Below are 21,259 nucleotides of genomic sequence, written 5' to 3'. Positions count from 1 at the left end.
CCATGACTTCCACCACCAACCAACAGAAAGGCGACCTCTATACTTCCGTCACCAACCAGATCGTCGCCGCCATCAAGGCGGGAGCCGCCACCTTCGAGATGCCCTGGCAATGCATCGGTGGTCTGCCGAAGAATATCGCCAGCGACCGGTCCTATCGCGGCATCAACACCCTTCTGCTTTGGCTGATGGGCAACAGCCGCGGCTACGCCACGCCCTACTGGGCCACCTTCAAGCAATGGCGCGAGTTGGGCCATCCCGTGCGCAAGGGTGAGAAATCCGCCACCGTCGTGTTCTGGAAACAGCTTACCGCCGGCGAGCCGGAAGCCGATGCCGATCCGGCCGACACGCGCCGGCCTTTCGTGGCCCGGGCCTACCATGTGTTCAATGCCGCCCAGGTCGAGGGCTACACGCCTCCGACCTTCCAGGTCCTGGCGGAGTCCGAGCGGGATCAAGCTGCCGAGCGCTTCTTCGCTTCGCTACCCATCACCGTCCTGCATGACGACGAGCGGGCCTACTACCTGCCCAGCACCGACACGGTGCATCTGCCGCCCTTCGCGCGGTTCAAGGATGCCAATGGTTACTACTCCACTCGCGCACATGAATGCGTTCATGCCACCGGGGCGCCGGCTCGGCTGGATCGTGATCTGACCGGCCGGTTCGGTTCTGAGTCCTATGCCGTGGAAGAGCTGGTCGCCGAGCTGGGCGCTGCGTTCCTCTGCGCGGAACTTGGGCTGTCGCCCGAGCCCCGTCCAGACCATGCCGGCTACATCGCTTCCTGGCTGAAGGTGCTGAAGTCCGATCACCGCGCGATCTTCACTGCCGCCGGCAAAGCCCAGGCGGCGGTGGATTGGCTGCAGGAACATCACGAGGCGCAGTGAACCACGCTCTTTTCGTGCCAATTGGAATTGCCGCGCCGCTGCAGGGCATTGGATTAAATGACAGTGTATTACCCTCCCCGCTTCGGAACGGTTGTCACGGTAACAATCCCGCGCATATTTTCAGCTTTAGAGAAATACGCACTTACCTTCTTGCGCGTATCTTCTTCGATATACTGGAGGACCGCATCCCAGGGGAGACGGTCCTCCTTCGGCCAGCCGGGAATGGTGTCTAAGCCACTCAGCCCGATGTCTAATCCCATGCTGCTTTTGATTTCACTATGCGCAGCAATTAGTCGATCGCCGCGGAATACGAGACGCCGTTCGCCAAATCGCGCCTCTAACGCTGGGAGTACGTTTACGGCAAGTTGGCGGGCGTCTGAAAGTTGTGCTGAAATCCTCGCGCGACCCCCATTGGCTTCAACCTCTGCCCCCTTAAATACACGTTCTATGAGCGCTGCTGCTGTTCTACAGTAACGCTCGCTGTGCGGCACACTGAGCTGGACAGCGCATTCGTGTAACAGTCCCAAAGCGAGGAAAAAGTACCGGTTGTTCGGATCGCGCGTAGTCCGCCATAGCTTTCCAAGGCTCGATTCATTCACCGAGATTGGGTCATCAAACGCCGACAAGATCGGGAGCCAGATAGAGCTAGACGGAAGCTGGCGCTTTAGAGCATCCACTCCTCCCAACATTTCAGCTAGGAAGGCGAAATAATCCAAACTCAAGTGGCCTTGCGCCCCAGACACCTCGTCAGCCCATTGGGCGAAATAGTGACGGTTTGGCGCTTCCCGCAGGAAAATTTCGACGCCATCTCGTAGCGTATCGGAATACATTGAATGTGTGGATCCGATTGGTTTCCGAAGAAGCATTCGTTGCGCCACAAGAAACTCTGCGAAAGATCTATGGCCAAAATAATAGATATCGCCGTGCTTCTTTTCTAAAAATGCGCCGGTTAGATATTCCCTTCGCACTGCCTCAATATCTTCGCCATCACCCTGTGGGAGCAGTTGGATGACTGAGCTAGGTATATCCGGCGCGTAGAACGAAGTAGCCCCGCCCTTTCCGGTCCAAAGCCAGAAAGCCAGTTCGCGAAGAAATGTCAGTCTGTGTTCTTCGCCAATAGGTCTACGGGCGTCTTTCTCGACCTCACGCTCAGCGAGCCGATTAAAAAACAGATCATAGAGCGCCCAGCGGGAGACTCCGCCAGACAGCTTGGAAAGATCAACCCCGGGATCGGAAGCAAGGTCCGTCAAGATCTTGGCGTGGACAGGTTTGGCAAACACCTGCGTGTCCAGATCTGCAATCCTATTGACCTCAGCGGCTCGCTGAGAAATCCACCCTGGCTCTCGCTTAGTGCGCTGATGAGCACTTTGATACTCAAGATATCGCCGGACAAAATCGCTGCGCTCTGTGGGAGTGAATGGTTCCAGTTCAAATTCGCGGAACTCCGGCCACTCGGGCAAGCGGTGCCATTGCTCTCCAAATTTCCGTACGCCCCGGAGCACATGCACGTGCTCTTCTGCAGACGTGAAGGCACTGGGCCGGCCCAAAAGAACGACTTTGGCGCGCTCGTTGGTCAGGCGATTCAAACGAGTGATCTGGGTACGAAAGTCTGCCCAGGTCATCGCGTGCTTCATCTCATCAAAACCGTCCAACACCATGAGTAAGCGACCCTTGTCGCTCATCTGCAGAAAGGTGTGCGTGTTGAATCCATCTACCGGAAAGTCATGTGTGAACATTCCGCCCAGCAGTCCCTCCAGGCTCGAAGCGCTCGCAAGCGCCCCCAGCTTGATTAGGACCGGCCGACGAGCGAGAGGATCAACCAGCGCCTTCTTTGCCTGATGTGCGACGACCCTCTTTGCGAAACTCGATTTGCCCGCGCCGTATCCGCCGAGAATGGCGATTGGTGTGAAATCGTCTTTGTCTTCAACCCAACGCACCAAAAGATCAAAGAGCGACTCTGACCGTTGCGAGAGGTGCCGCTCCTCAACTGTCGTGCCGTATTGGGCGAGGCGCGCTCTTCCCTCTACATAATATTTATCCAAGCCGCCCTCTGAAAAAAGCGTCTGCAGAGAGCGAATATATTCAGTCAGCCCAAGTATCTCATTTTCCAGCTCGTATATTGTCTGATGTCGAATTTCAGTCTGCTCGGTTTCGATGAACTCCTGGGCGTCAGTTGCGAGGCCATTTCGCGTGACAACGAGAAGCGTCGCAGGAGCATTCTTCCGGATGATCCCACTATAATCCGTCCAAATTGAAACGACTTCCGCGCGACTTAGATTTCGATTGTAGTCCTTGGCTTCTACATACATCCCTACGTCGCGCCCGAAATCTCGACGCATGAAATACAAATCGACCTTTTTTCCGTCGGCACGCTTCTCCCGCTTGGGTCGACCAAAGCGGGTGGCTAATAGGTTTGCCGCTTCATCTCGTAGAGCATCGCCGCTGTTGGGTTCTGGGTTATCCAGGTCAAACGTTGTCATACCAGATTGTCTGCCTCGGCTAGCGTCACCGCCTAACCTGCCAGCGCGCATTGCAACCTTAGGGGATGGTGCGCAATCCACACAAGGCGCAACGTATCAACCAATGCCGGTGTCACCTGAGGCTGATCCCTCAACGGCGAAGCAACGGGAAAATGCCATCATGATTGAAGTCCATCCCAACCTCCATGTGGGCGGCGAGGTCGATGAACGCCGCATTCGTGGTCAGCCTGGTTGGTTCACCATTCATGCCTGCAAGGAGCCATATCACCGGCAAGCCCTCGGCTATACCGGCCCTGCAGCCTCCAAAGACCATCCGGAATATCTAATCGCCAGGCGGGACAGTCGCCTGATCTTGAACCTGGTCGATGCGCCCAATGTCAAATTCATTGGCCCGTCGCTGATCGATGCCGCCCTGGCAGCTATCGAAGAACACATCGGTACATCCCAGGTGCTGGTTCACTGCAATCAGGGCATGTCGCGGTCGCCCACCATCGCCTTTCTCTATTTGGCCAAACACACCGACAGGTTCCGTGGCCTTGGTCATGATGAAGCGCTCGCAGCGTTCAGGACCATCTATCCGCCCTACAATGCGGCGCGGGGTATGTCGGACTATACGCGGATCCACTGGGACAGCTACGCCTCTTAAGTTTGTCAGCTCTCTACGTCCCGGGTTGGCTGGCAAGGATCCTTCCAGGCCAGGGCAGAACCAATCACGGCTTCTATCTGTGAGCGTTCTGGCGCCGGCCCGGCGTCGATCAACCCGTCTCGCTTCCTTCGCTTTGCTCCGTGCAGCTCCGCCCCCTGCGGGCGCGCTGGCGCGCGGGGTGTGACCGCCGCCTCGATGGCCGACGCCCCTTGCTCCCCATGAAGCCGCGGAATGGTCCGCGGCAAACTTGGAAGGAGCCCATCATGGCCAAACAACAACCCCAACCCAAGCTGCCGGTCGGCCGCAAACCCTCCCATCGCCTGTTCCGCGTCCTCGGTGATGGCGATGCCGCCAACTGGACGCCCATCGGCGCGGCCTGGCCGCACAAGGATGGCCTGGGCTTCAGCATCAGCTGCGATGCGGTGCCGCTCCAGGGCCGGATCGTTCTGCGCTTCATCACGGATCGGCCGCAAGCCGAAGGGGGTCAGCAATGACCCCCGCCAGGGCGGCGGCGATTGCGGCGATCAATGACGACTTCCGCCGGTATGGCCCGCTAATGGGCTGGACGAAGTTCGAGGGGCTTTGGCTCGTCACCTCCGGTGTCCAGATGATGGGGCCGCAGTTCACCTGGCAGGCGTTGAACACGGTGTTCACCTACGACGATTTCACACCGAACAATGACCCGTACGGTGAGCATGATTTCGGGTGCTTCGAGGTAAATGGGCGCGAAGTGTTTTGGAAGTTCGACTACCTCGAACGCGGCACACCATGGGCGGCCGAGGACCCGGCCGACAATATGCGCACCTGCCGGATTCTGGCATCGTGTGTCCGTGCGCGGTCGTCTCAGCCCCCCCGAGGCTAGCGCTGTGGCGTTCTCAGGCATTCGCGCCTGGGGGCGTCGCGAGCGCTCACGCCATCTACCCATCTGAGGGTCCCACAAGCTAGGAGCGTGGTTGATCGGCCTTCGGCCTGCTGTCCATCGGCATTGCTGCGCATACCCAAATGCGCGCCAGGTATGCCGCATAGGGGTGCCCCTACCCGACCGGGCGCTATCTCAAATTGCCACCTTGAGAAGTTCTCATAGTTTTCAGAATACGCCCCGGCTATGGTCGGCGAGAGAGGGTGGCAATATGCATGTCGAGGCAGTCAGAATCCGGAACTTCCGCCGATTGCGTGAAGTCACCATAGATTTGGAATCTGAACTCTCAATTTTTGTGGGGCCGAATAATAGCGGTAAGACATCCGCCTCGCATGCTTTTCAGCTATTCATGTCGCCGACCAGGGACCGCTTCTCGATACACGATTTTAGCTTCGAGAGCTGGGCCGACATCGATGCGTGGGGCAACGCAGAAGATGGGGCAACACTACCTGCTATCTCCTTGGACATCTGGTTCAACGTCGACCCGGCAAACCTGCACCGGGTTGTCGACCTGCTGCCAGGTTTGGCTTGGACCGGCGCAACCGTTGGACTGCGCATAGAGTACGCCGCCTCCGACCCTGCATCGCTACTGCGAAGTTTCCAAGCAGCACGCGATCAAGCGCGAGCCAACGCGCGTCCAGCGACGGAGGGTGTTGCGGCCTATCATCCGCCGCCGAGAACGCTGCGCGAGTACTTGGCTGAATATCTCAATCGCGAATTTGAGTTGCGGTACTTCATCTTGGACCGATCGCGCTTCGACAACGAGTTCGTCGAACACGTGGGCTATTCTCCCCAGCCCCTTACGCCTGACAAAGGGCGCACGGGTCGAGACATTTTAGGATCGCTGTTGCGCGTGGATGTGCTGCATGCGCAGCGCCATCTATCCGACGCCGCGGCTGGTGGGAGGGCGGAAGACCTTTCTCGCCGCTTGAGCCGCTTCTACGAGAAGAACCTGGAAAAGAGAGGTGACGACTTTGACGCCTTGAGCGCCCTCGCCGGCTCAGAGGCGCTCCTCAACGCGCACTTGGACAAGGTCTTCGAGCCGACACTCACGCGACTTGCAAGACTAGGTTACCCGGGTCTGACCAACCCAAGACTACTAATCAAGTCCACCCTAAATCCAACAACCATCATGAGCGCGAACGACGGCGCGCGCGTTCACTATGCGCTCTCCCAGCCGGTTGACGGTTCAGAAGTCCCGACGCTTCCGGATCGCTATAATGGTCTTGGGTTCAAAAACCTCATCTACATGGTGGTCGAACTTTTGGACCTTCATACGCAGTGGATGGACACCGAGGAAAAGCGACCTCCGGTCCACCTCATTTTTATTGAAGAACCGGAAGCGCATTTGCATGCGCAGCTACAACAGGTCTTCGTGCGCAAGGTCCTGGACATCATTGCTATCGAGGGTGCTGATGCACAGCACTATGGTAGCCAACTGGTCATTACCACGCACTCTCCACATATCCTTTATGAGCGTGGCTTCCGGCCGATACGCTACTTCCGGCGCGTGTCCCGCGAAGAAGGGCAGGCCTCTGAGGTTCTGAACCTGTCTGCGTTCTATCAGCGCACGCGGAATCCCACTCGCGACTTTCTAGAGCGCTACCTTAAACTCACGCATTGCGACCTCTTTTTCGCCGATGCCGCAGTGTTGGTGGAGGGGAATGTCGAAAGGCTGCTCCTTCCGCAGATGATCGCTAAATCTGCGCCACGATTACAGTCTGCCTACCTTAGCATTCTTGAAATCGGTGGTGCGTTCGGTCATCGCTTCAAGACTCTGATCGAATTCCTTGGAATTACCACACTCGTTATTACGGACATTGATAGCGTCCTCGGTCCAGCGCCTGCGTTAGTCGACGACGAGGAAGACGAGCCCCAGCCCCCAGCCGCTGCCCAAGCGCAAGACGCTGGCGAACTTCACCCCGATCAACAAGTCGGACCTGAACCGGCGGCCGAAGAGGACGAGGAGGAGGAGGACGAAGATGATGAGGCCAAGCCTGGAAAGGCTTGCATGGTCCATCAACCAGATGCCGTGACGTCCAATCAAACTCTGGCGCGCTGGCTCCCTGGCGTAGTTGCAATCGCTGATTTGTTGGCAGCGAGCGACGATCAGCGGACCCAAGCGCGCGCCGATGGCGGCGCGCTCGTTCGAGTGACCTACCAGTCAAATATCGACGTGACGTGGGGCGACGAGACCGTAACCATTGCGGGGCGCACGCTTGAAGAAGCATTCGCCCTGGAGAACTTGAAACACTGCCAAGCCAAAGACGGAGCATCGCTTAAGCTCAGAATTCCCAAGAATACCAATATGACGGTCGCGCAACTCGCGGAGCGGCTCCATAAACGCATCAAAGGAACCTGGTTCAATAAGACCGACTTTGCATTGGCTCTGCTCGCCCGCGATCCAGAGCGATGGGATGTGCCAAGCTACATTTCCGATGGCCTTCGCTGGTTGGAAGGCGAAGTGACTCCTCCAGATGAAGTTCCCGAAGCTCAGCCTGCTGAAGCGGCCGACGAACCTGAGGCCGCATGACGACGAGGATTGGGCAGCCCGATACGCGCGCGGACCTGGAGTTGCGCGCCTGTCTCGATGAGACTCCTGTTCGAAGTTTTGTCATGGTGGCGGGCGCGGGATCTGGAAAGACCACGTCGCTTGTCAAAGCACTCGACCATTTGGCCCGGACTAGGGGCGTCGCACTTCGCCGACGCGGGCAACAGATCGCATGCATCACATATACGGAAGTCGCGGTTGGCGAGATTTGGGGTGATGTGGGCAACTCGACGCTGTTCCACGTCTCCACCATCCACAGTTTTCTTTGGTCGGTAGTGAGCCCGTTTCAAACCGACCTGAAGGCCTGGGTGAAGGATCGTATTGCGGAGAAGATCGCGACATCAGACGAGAAGATCGGCCGGCCGCTCACGCGCCAGGCTACTCGTGAGAAGGAAGCGCGAAAAATCGAGCGCTATCGACGCCAGCTCGAAGTGATCGATGCAGTGCCCAAGTTCACCTATGGACCGGGCGCCAACTACGCAAAGGGCGTGTTGGGGCATGACGATATTCTGAAAATCGGCCCCGAACTCATCGGACGTCATGCGCTGCTAAGAACGCTCGTGGCCGGTCGCTTTCCGTTCGTCTTCGTTGATGAGAGCCAAGATACCAGCCCCACCGTCGTGGAGGCCTTAAAGCGCATCGAGGCCGAGGTCGAAATAGAGTTTTGCGTGGGTTTCTTCGGCGACCCCATGCAGAAAATCTACACCACCGGTGCCGGGGCAATTGCCTTGGTCGACGGGTGGAACGAGATCAAGAAGCCTGAGAACTTCCGATGCCCGCAATCCGTTCTGGCGTTCGTAAATCAGATCCGCAGCGAAGATGACGGGCTCCGACAGATTCGTGGCCGAACCGTCTTGAGGAATGGCGTTGCCGAACCAGTTCAAGGCACAGCGCGTATCTTCGTTCTTCCCGCCGATAGGGAACGTGCCGCCCGACTCGAACAAGTGCGGGGCTGGCTTGCCGCTGCTGCCGGCGATGATCTTTGGCTTAGAAACGACCCCGACTCTAACGTGCGGTCGCTGGTGCTCGTCCACCGCATGGCTGCCGTTCGCCTAGGCTTCGCGGGGCTCTACGCCGCGCTCAATGACAGGGCTCCCGTGGACTTCAAGGAGGGGCTGAAGGACGGAAAGGCTTGGCCCCTTAGACCGTTCATCAACTTCATTCTCCCGATCGTACTCGCCTCTCGTGCCGAACGGAGTTCAGAGGTGATTGCCCATTTGAGGGCAAACTGCCCGCTGCTCACTGCCGAGCGGTTGACGTCAGAAAATGCGGTCGGTGTGCTCGCCGGTCTACATGCAGCTGTCGTACGGCTTACAGGCCTCCTGGCCGATGAAAGCGTGGCGACCGTCGGTGATATAATCTCCCTCGTCGGCGAAACCGAACTGGCGGAGTTGGATCCCCGGTTTGCCCCAAATCCGGAGGCAGAGGCCGATATGGGTGACGACAATGAGGAGGAGAGTGACGCTAGTGAGCGACATGCTGTCTCCGCGTTCCTGGCGTGCCCGGCGCCCGAGCTTTGGGGCTACCGGGCATATTTGGAGGAAGAATCTCCCTTCGCAACGCAGCAGGGCATCAAGGGCGCCGAGTTCGAGCGCGTTCTGGTCGTAATCGACGATGAAGAAGCCAACTACAGCTTATTTTCATACGGTAAATATTTCGGGTTTGCGGATCTTTCCGACAAAGATGAGGAAAATATAGCTAACGGCGTAGATTCTGTGTTGGACAGAACGCGACGTCTATTTTACGTTTGCGCTTCCCGTGCACGCGAAGATTTGGCAGTGGTCGTATTTGCACCCGACCCAAACGGTGCAAGGAACGCAATTCTTGCGAAAAACCTGGTACCGCCCGCTCAACTCTTTGGAATTGAAGACCTCTAGTCTCAATAAATTAAGCGGCGCGCCCAAGCCCCCAGATGCTGCGGAAACGGGTCTCTAGCCACGCACGATTTGCTTGCCGATGTTTCTGGTCTGTTCTACGCCAGCCTGCGGAGATATTGGCATGCACGACCAACATAGGGTCCTGAAACAGCTGCAGGCGCTCTTGGCCCTGCCGGAGACGACGGAGGAAATCGCGGCCTGGCTTGAGCTGGGTGTATCGCTGGATTTTCTGGAAGAGAACGCGCGCAGCGACAGCGTCGTGCTGTTTCTCAGCGCCGGTCACATGTACGTCCATTCGGTGCTAGCACCGACCGGGGCAGTCTCTCCACCCAACTTCGAGGATCTCACCAGTTGGCATGCCGACCCATGGTCTTCCTGGTCGATCACCTACTCGGCCAACAAAACCTGGATCAGTTCACCCTTAGAGTCGGAGGCGTCGAAATCGCTACGCAAGGGAGAGCAGATTGTCTTCATGCGCGGGTTCGAAGGCGTGCCATCGCGCTCGAGCTACGTGGAGATTCTTCAACCCCTAACTCATGTTTTCGGTCTGCATTTCATGCCGGAGCGAAACGCCTGGTGCAGGCTGGATCGGCTTGGTGACATCGAAGATGTTTTCCGCGTCGTGTCGCTCCAGGAACCGGGCACAAAGACCCCGCAGGGTCGCGTGGTGCTGGGCTCCAGGAAGGTGCTGGATCAGTATGCCGCCCTCACCGGTGCAACGCTTGTCAGGCTGTTCGATTTTACCTGCATCCTGTCCGAGCGGTTCAGCGGTTGGGGCTCCGAGGACTCGGATCGCCGAGCCCATGGCGAGAACATCCAGTATCGCTACGGCCGGATGAAGGGCACTGCCAGCTATGGTCGCGGCGCTCAGATCATCCCCACAGCCACAACGCTGGAAGAGGTCAGCCGCGCCTTCTGGCATGACGACGAAGACAAGCAACACGCGACCTTCATCGCCTATGACCGCAAGCACGATCAAGTGCGTGAAATCTCCTGTGCGCCGGATGCGCTAGCCAACTACTTCACCAAATCCGACAAGCCTTGGGAGGTCACCCCGGCCTTCTTCAAGCCGGAAGTGCTCCTGAAATACAAATCGGATCGCGAGAAATACAAGCTGGATCATCGGTCCATCGGCTGTCGCGGTGCGTGGTATCTCAAGACCTACGACGTCAATGAGGAAGGTCAGGTTCACACCTATCTCGGCTACCTCAACAAGCTCCCTTTCGAGGAGCAGCTACACTGGAAGCAATACAATGAAGCCCCGAAAGGGGGCATCTCCGAGCGGGCGCTGAAGACCGACCTCTACGGAACCTGGGATGAGAGCTACGATCCCCTTCTCAGCCTCAAAGCCAAGCTCCGCAGGTTGGAGGAAATCCATGCGCCGTGGTGGACGCTGCGTGGAAAGGATCTGCCGGACAGGGTCCACTATCCTGCAACCGCCTCGCCCGACGAGTGGGCGGAGGAACTCTTGAACCTCGACCAGCTCCTGGTTGAAGGCTTCGAGGAGAAGGTTCTTCGAGCAAAAGGCATCGAACTCGGAGAGCAGCCGCAGGATCAGATGCGGTCGCTTGGCCTGCTTCAGCTCTGCCTCGTGGGCGCGGGTTTCGAGGAGGAGCATGCAGGCAGGATCGTCGCTCCGCTGAAGAGCCTCCATCAGTTGCGCAGCAAGGCCAAGGGTCATGCCGGGGGCGAGAGCGCCAAGGTGCTGCGCCAATCCATTCTGCAGGAGCACGGCACGTTGCGCGAACACTACCGGGCACTGGCGCAGGCCTGCGATGAATCCCTCGCCATCATTACGAACACGCTCCAGCCCGCTTAAGGGCAGCGCGCCCTCGCTCAATCCGACGCAGAGCCGTTCGACTTCTATGGACGCAGCGTGAAGCGGACCCGCCGCCGGTCAACCCGCTGCGCTTCCGCGCCTTCGGCTTGTGCAGCTTGCCCCTTCGGGCGCGCTTCGCGCGGGGTGTGACCGACAGCTCAATGGCCCGCTTCAGGGGGCTCCCATGAAGCCGCGGGATGGTCCCGCGGCGGATTGGAGAAGCACCATGACCCCTTCCATCGCCAAGCGTCACCAAATCTGCGATCTCAATGATGACTTCCGCACCGGCGGGCCGTGCGGGTCCGGTCGCTGGCTCTTTACCCGAGGCGTCTCGGATCTGGGCGTCGCCTTCGCCGCCAGGGCGCTTGCCGACGTGCGCGCGTTCGACACCTTCACTGCCGACAATGATCCCTATGGCGAGCATGACTTCGGCGCGTTCGACCTGGCCGGCGAGCGGCTGTTTTGGAAGATCGACTACTACAATCTCGATCTCGGTGGCGGCTCCGAAAACCCCGCCGACCCGGCGGTGACCTGCCGGGTGCTCACCATCATGCTGGCCTCAGAGTACTGAGGCCAGCGGCTATGGAACTGTGGCCGACAGCTCTACTGGCTGAAACTCACATGTCCGCTGATTGAAACGCTAGGTGGACCGGGGGCGCCAATTTTCCGGAAGTAGCGCTCATAATGCTTTCGATCAACGGTGCGTCCGCTCATCACATAGAGGCGGAGCATCGCCAGGAGATGCGCAAAGCCAGCCATGGAATCCTCGATGGAAATGGCTCCATCTCCTTCCTTCATTGACCGAGCAACCGCGTGGGAAGCTGAATTGAAAGCGTAAAGTGTTCCGCTTTCCAGCGAGGCCACCAGGTTTGGCATCATGGCAACACCGGCAGCACGAGCGCCTTCGGCAACGTGTTTCAGCATTGTCTGCGAACTCAATGTAAAGCGTTGGCAAAGAACAAAGCTGTATACTTGATCCAGCGATTTATCATCCTGGTCATATTTCTCTTCTGGAGCGCCAGCAAACGACGTGCCGCTACAGTATTGTCGAAACGAATAACCGACCTCATTCGAATCAACGTACCGACGTAAGCCTTTTACAGAAGCGCTCTTCGCGATGGAATCATTGAGCTCCGTTTGTCCAAGCCCACTTTTTACCTCGCCGACTGCAATCACGCCCTCTACCGGATAGTAAGTCGCTTCAGGCGCGTCGTTGTGGGTGAATACCGGGCAGAGGTCTTCGAAGATCACGATGTCCTGCTGGCGGCTTACGCCGCCATAACTGTCCACGACAATTCCGCTACCAACGCCCACGCCGCCTGGCATGAGACGGGCAAGTTGAACACGTGCCGGATGTTCTTTTGCTGCTCCAATTAGCCCCGGCGTGCCGGCTCCCTGCGAGAATTGGAACTCGTGCACGAGCCTCTCTGCAACGTGACGGATGAAAGCGGGTCCATCGAACGCCATACTCACCTATCCCCTCTAGCCCCTGCGCTTGAGCACACCCAGCCATTTTTTGGACACAAAACTGGACACACCATTTGACGCGGGGATCATAATATATTGAATTAATTAGATAATTTATTACCCTTGCCAGAACCTAAATCTGGTGCGTCTACCAGTTCCGCCACGCCCGCACTTGGCGCGGAGGCTTAGGGGATGGGGGCGCAGGCGTAAAGGGTGGCATGGGCTTTGGCGAGAGAGGCCTGATGACCGGCCACCAGGCCTCCCCCGCTGGGGTACGCCCGGGACCCCTGGACCACGGGGCTCACCCCGCGGCGCAGCCCTAATCTGATCCATGCGCCAGCGACGCTATAAGGAACGAGCGACTATCAAAGAGGTGCTCAAAGAACACCGCCTTTCACCGCCTTTGTGGGCGGCGATCCAGGATACCCTTTTCGTATCGCCAAGGCACAGCGTTCTGTTTCAATGCGTAGACGGTCGTATTGCTGACGCTGTCGATGTTCGCGTCGGCTGATCCGTCGGCGGCGTACGAGTGGTTTACATGGCGATGTTCGGTCGAGCCTGAGAAGGTTGGGTCAACTACCTCGGAGACCGCAGTCCGTTCGAACCCGGACTAGTTCAAGCTCTTCGCCTACAATTTTGATCTCATGAGTAAAGCCACGAGGACTCGAAAACGCCGCTTCGATCGCGAAGGGGCGGACGTCTCCCCGCGCCACCAGATGCCGGGCGAAGATCACAGCGGCTCTGGTCGATTCCTCGCAGGACGGCTGAGCCCTGATCCAAACACGCCGCTTAAGTCTGAAGACCTTACCGGGTAGCGAAACTCTCCCCGCCGAGATCGGCGGAAAGCCCACAACCGGCATTGGGACGAGGGCTTGGGACTTGAAGCCGGTTTCGCCCCGGTTGATCTGATCGTTCGTGAGTATTTTGCGGCTGACAAAAACCCGGCTCAAAATGTCTGGGTAGCTGCCGCCGTACCGACTTGAAGCGGAAACAAGGGCGAGGGCGACCTCCGCGAAATAGTGAGTAGTCACCGGCGCTTTGCGAACGGCATCGACCAGCATGCTGCCTAGATTAGCGCTTGTCTGGATCAAGCCCCGCTCGTCAGTTTGGGTGCCGACCATGTCGGCAAGTATCTCAAGAAACGCCCCAGTGAACACCCGCGCGAACGAGTGGCATTCGGTGCTCAGCTTGTCGACGCTCGCGGCGGCCGGGAGCTGTGTGGGGTCGCGATAATCAAACCGGCGCGCGGCGTCGCGCACACAGTTGAACTCCACATGGGTCGGGTTCGCCGCCCGCAGCACCTTGGATACCTGTTCTCCAAAGCGGGAAAGACTTGAGCTTGTTTTGAGGTAGAGCGATGGCGAAGCTGCAACGATTGCCCGCACCTCTGGCACTTGCAGGGCGGATAGGATGGCGGTGATGTCGCCCCAGGCTTCATGGAATGCCGCCGTCTCGACGTAGCCCGCATCCCACACATCCGGGTTCAGGCCATCCAGGACGCCATGCCCTACCTCGTGGGCGACAACTTCCGCGCTTTCGCCCGCATATATCGATCCGCCGGGAAAGTTCGCGTCCAGGCCAATATTGACGCTGCCCCGCGTATAGTAACAGTCGATGGCTTGCCCGTTCGCTATTTCGACCGAGAGTTTCGGGTATTTGCACCATTGACCGTCCGAGATGCGGTCGCCCCAGAAGTCAGCGCTACGGCGGAGCGCTTCAGCGGCGACCCAGTGCCGAAACGCTGGCGTCCCCGGCTTGGCTCCCATCATAACGGGCGTGATGGCGCCGTATCGCGCGATCTCGGTCGGAAACGGCGTTTTCGCCAAATCAGGGATTGGGCGGCCGACAAGCTTGCCGCTATCGGGATCGTCCAGCCACACCTGTATTCTATCGGAAGCCGGCGAGAACCGGGCCGGAAACGCCAGTCGTTCCCACCACCGACGCCAACTGTTCCCCGTCTCACTTCCGGTATTTGCCATTTCCCCCGCCCCAATCGCCGTAAGATTTGAATCTATCGTCTAGAGGTGCGTTAAAGTTGTAAGAAAGACTATTAACTGGCAAGCTTGGACAGGATTGAGGCGGGGGGATGAGGCATGCTCGATCAGGGGCCCGTGGCCCGAAGATATACCGCCTTCATCAGCTACAGCCGTCATGACAGCGCGTTCGCCTCACGGATACATCGACGCCTGGAAAGCTATGTCCTACCGCGCCGCCTGATGGCGAGCCCCACCTCGAGGAGGGATATTCCGCGGAAGCTCTCGCCGATCTTTCGCGACAAGGACGAACTTCCGGCCGCCGAAAATCTCTCCGATGCGGTCAGGGCCGCCCTGCTCCAATCCGATACTCTGGTGGTCATTTGCTCCCCCGCCGCCGCGCGATCGCTGTGGGTTGCCCGCGAGATCGAGGTCTTTCGTGAACTTCATCCTACCCGCCCTATACTGGCCGCGCTGATCGATGGTGAGCCTGCGCAAGCATTCCCGCCCCCTCTGACCCCGGGCGACAGCGAGCCACTAGCCGCTGATTTCCGTCGCGGGGGAGATGGCAACCGCCTAGCCCTGTTGAAGCTGGCGGCCGGCATCACGGGCGTCGAACTCGACGATTTGGTCCAACGTGACGCCCAGAGCCGGGTCGCGCGCGTGATGGCCGTCACGGCCGTGTCGGTTGCCGGCATGTTAGCCATGTCGATAGCGACTACCCTGGCCGTGCAATCACGCATGGACGCGGAACGTCAGCGGGCCAAGGCTGAAAGACTCGTGGACTTCATGCTGACCGATCTGCGCAGCGAGATGGAAAAGATGGGCCGCCTTGGCGCCCAGACCGAGGTCGATCGGCTGGCATTTGAATACTATTCGGACCAGGATCTCAGGAAGCTCGGCCCAGCCTCCCTTGATCGTCGGGCGCGAGCTCTGCATCTGCTGGGAAGGGATGACCAGGACGCCGGTCGCTTTGATGCGGCTACCGCCAAGTTTCGGGAAGCCTGGAAAATCTCTGACCAGTTGGTCAGGAATGACCCGGGGAACTCCGACCGCCTGCTCACCTATGCTTCGATCCAAAGTTCGCTTGGTGAGATCGCTCTCAAGCGCGGTGATCGATCCGGTGCGCAGAAGTGGTTCGCCGCCTATCACGTCTCGGCCGACCGGCTGCTGAAGCTGCGGCCCAACGACCCGAAAGTCCTTCGCGAACTGGCCTTCGCCAAGGGCAGCGTTTGCGTACTGGAACACCGAACTGAACCCAAAGCCGGAGTCGCCGACTGCCTGGAAGCGCTTCGCCTGATGGAAAAGGCCGTGAGCCTGTCGGGCGCGCCAGGAAAGTTCGCAGCCGAACTGGCCAACCGTCATGCTTGGCTGGCGGACACCTATCGGGAAGTCGGTGACCGAGACTCGGCTCGACGGCACCGCGGCGCCGAGGAGGAGATTCTCAGCGTCGCGCTGAAGGCCGACCCGGACGATATGACCCTGAACCTCCACTGGTCGGCCCTCCAACGGGCTTACGCCATCCTGGACTATGACGCAGGCCGGTACCGCTCCGCGCTGGATCGCTTGATGAAGGCCCGCGCCACCTTGGAGCGGATGACGCGGATCGAGCCGACGAATGTCATGTGGCAATCACGGCTTCGCCAATCGGACCAAGACTTGGCCTTCATCCGATCTCGTTTGAACTAGGAACAGAAAATGACTGCACAGATCTCCAGCGCCGGCGATGTCTACAACGGCCAGTTCAGGATTCCCGACAGTCCTCCGCCGGGTTGGCTGTTCGAGACCATCGTCTACGTCTGTTATCAATTTCAGTTCAAGGATAAGGACGGCACAAATCCACTCCAACGTCTCTCTTTCAACGTCAAGAAGGACATCTGCAGAGAATACTTGGCGACTGACTTCAACCGGAACGCCGAGACTTTTGTGCAGCAAGCCATGGCGAAGAGCGACAATATCCCCGACGGCTGGTCCGAACTAAAGCCCAAAGGGTACAATGCGGACCGGCACACCTTGCTCGATGTCCCGTCCTACAAGCCGAACACGCTGGTTATTATCGGACTGTCTACAAGCCAAGCCTGGCAGTTCCGGAGATATGACGCCGGCCTGACCACAAAACGCGACTACGGCGACACCAACGGTCTGCTCCGGCATTTCTCCAAGACCGGAAAGGCTGTGATGGGCGAGCGGCCTGGCGACGAGGGATGCCATTTTCTCTGCTTTGCGATGAACAAACGCGCGGAAGGCGAAATCCAGCATTTCAACCTCCACATCGAGTTGCTGGTCGAGAACAGCAGGCCGCTCGAGATCATGATCGATCCGGACATTCCCAACGATGGCGGTCACCTGCCGGGGTTCTAACCCTGCGAGACACAGACCTCAACGGATGGGGGGGCGGCCGTGGAGATCGGCCAGCCGGGCGGGAACCAACCCCGGCAAATCCTCCGCGATCAGCCCCGGCCCAAACCCCGCCCCCGCCTCGGCGTGAATCCACGCCCCGGCGCAGGCGGCTTCGAAGCTGTCCATGCCCTGGGCCAGCAGGCCGCCGATCAGGCCGGCCAGGACGTCGCCGCTGCCGGCGGTGGCCAGCCAGGGGGAGCCGTTGAGGTTGACCGCGGCGCGGCCGTCGGGGGCGGCGATGACGGTGTCCGGGCCTTTGAGCAGGACGATGGCCCCTGCCCGCTTGGCGGCGGTTCTGGCGGCGGTGATGCGTTCGGGGCTGTTTTTCAACAGGCCGGGGAAGATGCGCTCGAACTCGCCCGGGTGGGGGGTCAGCACGTCGTCGCGGTCGAGGGCGGCGAAGAGGTCGTCGGGGCGGTCCTTGAAGACCGTCAGGGCGTCGGCGTCGACAACCAGGGCCGCGCCGGTATGGGCCAGGGTGATCAGGTTGGCTCTTGTGGCGGCCGTGACCCCGGCGGCGGGGCCGATCACCGCCGCGTCGGCCGCCTCGGCCGCCTCGGCCAGGGCGGCTTCCCCCTCGAAGGCCTTGAGCATCACCGCCTCCAGCTGGGCGGCGTGTTCGGCGAGCGCGCCCGGCGGCGAAAGGACGGTGACGAGGCCTGCCCCGACCCGCAGGCCGCCCCGCGCCGCCAGCCGGGCGGCGCCGGTCGAGGCGGCCTCGCCGCTGATGACGATCAACCGGCCCCGGGCGTGCTTGTGAGCCTCGATGGAGGGCCAGGGGAAGCGGTGCGCCCAGAGGTCGGGGCTGTTTTCACTGAGGGCCGAGACGGTGTCGCCCAGGCCGATGTCGGCGACGACCACCTCGCCGCAGTAGCCGCGGCCGGGCTGCAGCACGTGGGCCGGCTTGCGGCGGTGGAAGGTGACGGTCAGGGCGGCGCGGAAGGCGACATCCTTCAGCGGCTGGCCGGTGTCGCCCGAAAGGCCGCTGGGCGTGTCGATGGCGATGACCTGTTCGCGCGGGATGGTGCGGGCCAGGCGGGCGGCCTCGCCGTCGAGCGGGCGGCTGAGACCGGCGCCATAGAGGGCGTCGACCACCAGGTCGGTCTGGCGCTGGGCGCCCAGCGACACGGTCTCGCCGCGCCAGCGGGCGGCGGCGGCCTTGGCGTCGGGGGTGGCGGGCGGCGCGGAGGCCTCGACCCAGACCGGCCAGCCCCAGCGCTTGAGTCGGCGGGCCACCACATAGCCGTCACCGCCGTTGTTGCCCGGCCCGCAGAGCACCGCCACGCGGCAGCGGCGGTGGCGCTCGCGAATGGCCTCGGCGACCGCCAGGCCGGCCCGTTCCATCAGCACCGTTCCGGGCGTCCCGGCGGCGATGGCGGCCGCGTCGGCGGCGCCCATCTCGGCGACGGTGAGAATGTTGCTCACAGGACGCCAGTCATAGCACTGATGTGGCCGCTTCCCGGCCACGCTCGACCAGGACCAGCTCGGGGCCCGCCTCGAAGACGCTGATCGAGCAGTGGTCGGGGCGGAAGCCCATCACCAGATCGCTGCCCTCTGCCGTGGAGACGGCGGCGTTGATGGCGACGTAGTGGCTGAAGACCGCGGTGTTGGGATAGCCGGCCACGGCCTTGGCGACGGCGCGGCGCCAGTCTTCATAGTTCAGGTCCCCGACGATCTCGCCCCAGCGCCCGGTAAAGGCGTTGCGCAGCCAGGCGCCCCGGTCGGCACGGGCTATGGTCTTGGGGGTTGGAATCTCGCCCACCATCGGGTCGATGGTCAGTTCGACGCCCAATGCGTCGGCGAACGGCTGGGCGGTCTCGCGGCAGCGGCGCAGGGGCGAGCTGACCACCTTGCTCGGCCGCTCGGCCTCGGGCAGGGCCAGCAGCGCCTCGGCGGCGGCCCTGGCCTGGGTCCGGCCGGTCTCGTCCAGGCCCGGATCGTCATCATGATCCCCCCAGGTGGCCGAGGGCTTGCCGTGACGGATCATGTAGACGCGGGTCATGCGGGCCTCTCGAAGTTGACCCGATAGGCTTTCGCCGGGAACGGGCCGGTTTTCAATGCGCGATTGGGGGGTCTGCCGCGTTAACTTCCGGCCGCCGGTTTCGCCGCAATCTTCAGCAGACTTGGTCGGACCCGCCGCCGAGGCCCTTCAGCGGTTCGCGCAAATCGGCCCGATCTCGTCGCCAACCCCCCGCCAACCCAGCCTGGGTCGATCCAATCCGGCCATCCCGCGCGCCTGGACGGGGCCCGTCGGGTCACGAGCGCCCCGTTTGGGCAATTGCCCGTATTTCGGGCCATGGCGCCTGGATTTTGGGCGCCCTATCCTGCCCGGCGAAAAGACCGTCAATCCTTTGGCGACTTCGCTTGGCGGCCCGCCCGGCGCATGCTGCTAGCCATTCGACAGCGGGCCTCGGCCCAGGAACCCATACGGCCCATGAAGAAGATCGAAGCGATCATCAAACCCTTCAAGCTGGATGAAGTGAAGGAGGCCCTGCAGGAGCTGGGCGTCCAGGGCATGACCGTGCTCGAGGCCAAGGGCTATGGCCGCCAGAAGGGCCATACCGAGCTCTATCGGGGCGCCGAGTACGTCGTCGACTTCCTGCCCAAGATCAAGGTCGAGGTGGTGATCGCCGACGACCAGCTGGAGCGGGCGCTGGAAGCCATCCAGGGCGCGGCCCGGACCGGGCGCATCGGCGACGGCAAGATCTTCGTGTCCGAGATCATCGACGTGATCCGTATCCGCACCGGCGAAAACGGCGCGGCGGCCATCTAACAACGCGACTTCAAACACCTAGGGGATAGGTTCATGGCGAGTTCCAAAGACATTCTGGCGATGATCAAGGAGAAGGACGTCAAATATGTCGACGTCCGCTTCACCGACATCCGCGGCAAGCTGCAGCATGTGACCTTCGACATCGACCTGGTCGACACCGACTTCCTGGAAGACGGCACCATGTTCGACGGCTCGTCGATCTCGGGCTGGAAGGCCATCAACGAGTCCGACATGAAGCTGCGGCCGGACCTCAATACCGCCTATATCGACCCCTTCTACCAGCAGACCACCCTCTGCCTGACCTGCGACGTGGTGAACCCCGACAGCGGCACCCCCTACAACCGCGATCCGCGCTCGATCGCCAAGACGGCCCTGGCCTACGTCAAGTCGGCCGGCGTCGGCGACACCGTCTATTTCGGCCCGGAAGCCGAGTTCTTCATCTTCGACGACGTCAAGTGGTCCACCGCCCCGCACAACACCGGCTACAGCTTCGACAGCGTCGAACTGCCGGTGAACAGCGGCACGACCTATCCGGAAGGCAATATGGGCCACCGCCCGGGGCCCAAGGGCGGCTACTTCCCGGTCAACCCGGTCGACAGCGGCCAGGACCTGCGCGGCGAGATGCTGGCGGTGATGGGCGAACTGGGCATGCAGCCCGAGAAGCACCACCACGAAGTGGCGCCGGCCCAGCACGAGCTGGGCCTGAAATTCTCCGACCTGATCACCATGGCCGACCGGCTGCAGCTCTATAAATACGTGATCCACAACGTCGCCGCCGCCTATGGCAAGACGGCCACCTTCATGGCCAAGCCGATGTTCGGCGACAACGGCTCGGGCATGCACGTGCACCAGTCGATCTGGAACGACGGCAAGCCGCTGTTCGCGGGCGACCTGTACGCCGGATTGTCGCAACAATGTCTCTGGTACATTGGCGGGGTCATCAAGCACGCCAAGGCCATCAACGCCTTCGCCAACTCGACCACCAACAGCTACAAGCGCCTGGTGCCCGGCTACGAAGCCCCGGTGAAGCTGGCCTATTCCAGCCGCAACCGCTCAGCCTCGATCCGCATCCCCCACGTCGACAGCCCCAAGGGCAAGCGTATCGAATGCCGCTTCCCCGACCCCATGGGCAACCCCTACCTGACCTTCGTGGCCCTGCTGATGGCCGGGCTGGACGGCATCGAGAACAAGATCGATCCGGGTCCCGCCATGGACAAGAACCTCTACGACCTGCCGCCCCGCGAGCAGAAGAAGGTGCCGGAAGTCTGCGGCTCGCTGCGTGAGGCGCTGGAGAATCTCGACAAGGACCGCGCCTTCCTCAAGAAGGGCGGCGTCATGGATGACGACTTCATCGACGCCTATATCGAGCTGAAGATGGAAGAGGTCATGCGCCTGGCCCTGCACCCGCACCCGGTCGAATTCGACATGTATTACAAGTGCTAGTCGGCGAAAGCTGATGGCGCGGAGGGGCCGTGG

Annotated in this window: 17 protein-coding genes; 12 read left to right on the top strand and 5 right to left on the bottom strand. The window is 60.6% G+C overall.

The features are described 5' to 3' along the window. The first annotated feature begins 2 nt into the window (after positions 1–2). A complete protein-coding gene (locus tag QO010_RS03535) occupies positions 3–878 on the top strand; it encodes an ArdC family protein (protein WP_307346001.1) in 876 nt (291 codons plus the stop codon). Positions 879–946: 68 nt separating this feature from the next. Here QO010_RS03535 and QO010_RS03530 read toward each other — a convergent pair whose 3' ends face one another. Beyond that, positions 947–3,358: an NACHT domain-containing protein gene (locus tag QO010_RS03530; protein ID WP_307345999.1), complete on the bottom strand. Its 2,412-nt coding sequence runs from the start codon at positions 3,356–3,358 to the stop codon at positions 947–949. A gap of 160 nt (positions 3,359–3,518) precedes the next feature. Here QO010_RS03530 and QO010_RS03525 point away from each other — a divergent pair, with 160 nt between their 5' ends. The 7 genes from QO010_RS03525 (at position 3,519) to QO010_RS03495 (ending at position 11,741) form a co-directional block, all read left to right on the top strand. Further along, positions 3,519–4,004: a hypothetical protein gene (locus QO010_RS03525; RefSeq protein ID WP_307345998.1), complete on the top strand. Its 486-nt coding sequence runs from the start codon at positions 3,519–3,521 to the stop codon at positions 4,002–4,004. Positions 4,005–4,267: 263 nt separating this feature from the next. After that, complete coding sequence (locus tag QO010_RS03520; RefSeq protein WP_307345996.1) at positions 4,268–4,498, top strand: hypothetical protein; 231 nt, start codon at positions 4,268–4,270, stop codon at positions 4,496–4,498. Continuing rightward, entirely contained in the window at positions 4,495–4,866 is a 372-nt protein-coding gene (locus tag QO010_RS03515) for a DUF3768 domain-containing protein (RefSeq protein ID WP_307345994.1), read from the top strand. Before QO010_RS03520 ends, QO010_RS03515 begins: the two co-directional genes overlap by 4 nt. Positions 4,867–5,134: 268 nt before the next feature. Next, positions 5,135–7,456 carry an ATP-dependent nuclease gene (locus QO010_RS03510; protein ID WP_307345993.1) on the top strand — a complete coding sequence of 774 codons (2,322 nt, stop codon included), beginning with the start codon at positions 5,135–5,137 and terminating at the stop codon, positions 7,454–7,456. Next, positions 7,453–9,351, top strand: coding sequence for a UvrD-helicase domain-containing protein (locus QO010_RS03505; RefSeq protein ID WP_307345990.1), 1,899 nt, complete (start codon positions 7,453–7,455; stop codon positions 9,349–9,351). Before QO010_RS03510 ends, QO010_RS03505 begins: the two co-directional genes overlap by 4 nt. Positions 9,352–9,472: 121 nt before the next feature. Next, complete coding sequence (locus QO010_RS03500) at positions 9,473–11,170, top strand: hypothetical protein (RefSeq protein WP_307345987.1); 1,698 nt, start codon at positions 9,473–9,475, stop codon at positions 11,168–11,170. Positions 11,171–11,396: 226 nt separating this feature from the next. Beyond that, entirely contained in the window at positions 11,397–11,741 is a 345-nt protein-coding gene (locus tag QO010_RS03495) for a DUF3768 domain-containing protein (RefSeq protein WP_307345984.1), read from the top strand. Positions 11,742–11,773: 32 nt separating this feature from the next. On the opposite strand, the gene QO010_RS03490 is transcribed toward QO010_RS03495, so the two are convergent. Both QO010_RS03490 and QO010_RS03485 read right to left on the bottom strand, forming a co-directional pair. Further along, complete coding sequence (locus tag QO010_RS03490; protein WP_307347060.1) at positions 11,774–12,637, bottom strand: DUF6602 domain-containing protein; 864 nt, start codon at positions 12,635–12,637, stop codon at positions 11,774–11,776. A 572-nt stretch (positions 12,638–13,209) separates the two neighbouring features. Further along, positions 13,210–14,517 carry a gluzincin family metallopeptidase gene (locus QO010_RS03485; RefSeq protein WP_307345981.1) on the bottom strand — a complete coding sequence of 436 codons (1,308 nt, stop codon included), beginning with the start codon at positions 14,515–14,517 and terminating at the stop codon, positions 13,210–13,212. A gap of 213 nt (positions 14,518–14,730) precedes the next feature. Between QO010_RS03485 and QO010_RS03480 the strand changes: the two genes are divergently transcribed. Next, on the top strand, positions 14,731–16,299 hold the full coding sequence (locus QO010_RS03480; protein ID WP_307345977.1) for a TIR domain-containing protein: 1,569 nt from the start codon (positions 14,731–14,733) through the stop codon (positions 16,297–16,299). A 9-nt stretch (positions 16,300–16,308) separates the two neighbouring features. Continuing rightward, on the top strand, positions 16,309–16,971 hold the full coding sequence (locus tag QO010_RS03475; RefSeq protein WP_307345974.1) for a nucleotide synthetase: 663 nt from the start codon (positions 16,309–16,311) through the stop codon (positions 16,969–16,971). 18 nt (positions 16,972–16,989) lie between these two features. Here the strand turns inward: QO010_RS03475 and QO010_RS03470 are convergent, their stop codons facing one another. Together QO010_RS03470 and QO010_RS03465 are read right to left on the bottom strand one after the other, a co-directional pair. Beyond that, the gene (locus QO010_RS03470) at positions 16,990–18,408 is read right to left on the bottom strand and encodes an NAD(P)H-hydrate dehydratase (RefSeq protein ID WP_307347057.1); all 1,419 of its coding nucleotides are present in this window, start codon (positions 18,406–18,408) and stop codon (positions 16,990–16,992) included. 37 nt (positions 18,409–18,445) lie between these two features. Beyond that, positions 18,446–19,012, bottom strand: coding sequence for a histidine phosphatase family protein (locus QO010_RS03465; RefSeq protein WP_307345971.1), 567 nt, complete (start codon positions 19,010–19,012; stop codon positions 18,446–18,448). Between the two features lie 432 nt (positions 19,013–19,444). Between QO010_RS03465 and QO010_RS03460 the strand changes: the two genes are divergently transcribed. Both QO010_RS03460 and glnA read left to right on the top strand, forming a co-directional pair. Continuing rightward, positions 19,445–19,783 (top strand): P-II family nitrogen regulator, encoded by a 339-nt coding sequence (locus QO010_RS03460; RefSeq protein ID WP_307345969.1) that lies wholly within the window; start codon positions 19,445–19,447, stop codon positions 19,781–19,783. A 33-nt stretch (positions 19,784–19,816) separates the two neighbouring features. Next, positions 19,817–21,226, top strand: coding sequence for a type I glutamate--ammonia ligase (glnA, locus tag QO010_RS03455; protein ID WP_307345966.1), 1,410 nt, complete (start codon positions 19,817–19,819; stop codon positions 21,224–21,226). Positions 21,227–21,259 lie beyond the last annotated feature (33 nt).

Origin of the sequence: Caulobacter ginsengisoli (genome assembly GCF_030814835.1) — a bacterium.
GTDB lineage: Bacteria > Pseudomonadota > Alphaproteobacteria > Caulobacterales > Caulobacteraceae > Caulobacter > Caulobacter ginsengisoli.
The sequence above is the reverse complement of the archived record's forward strand: the minus strand, read 5'-3'. Positions and strand labels throughout refer to the sequence as shown.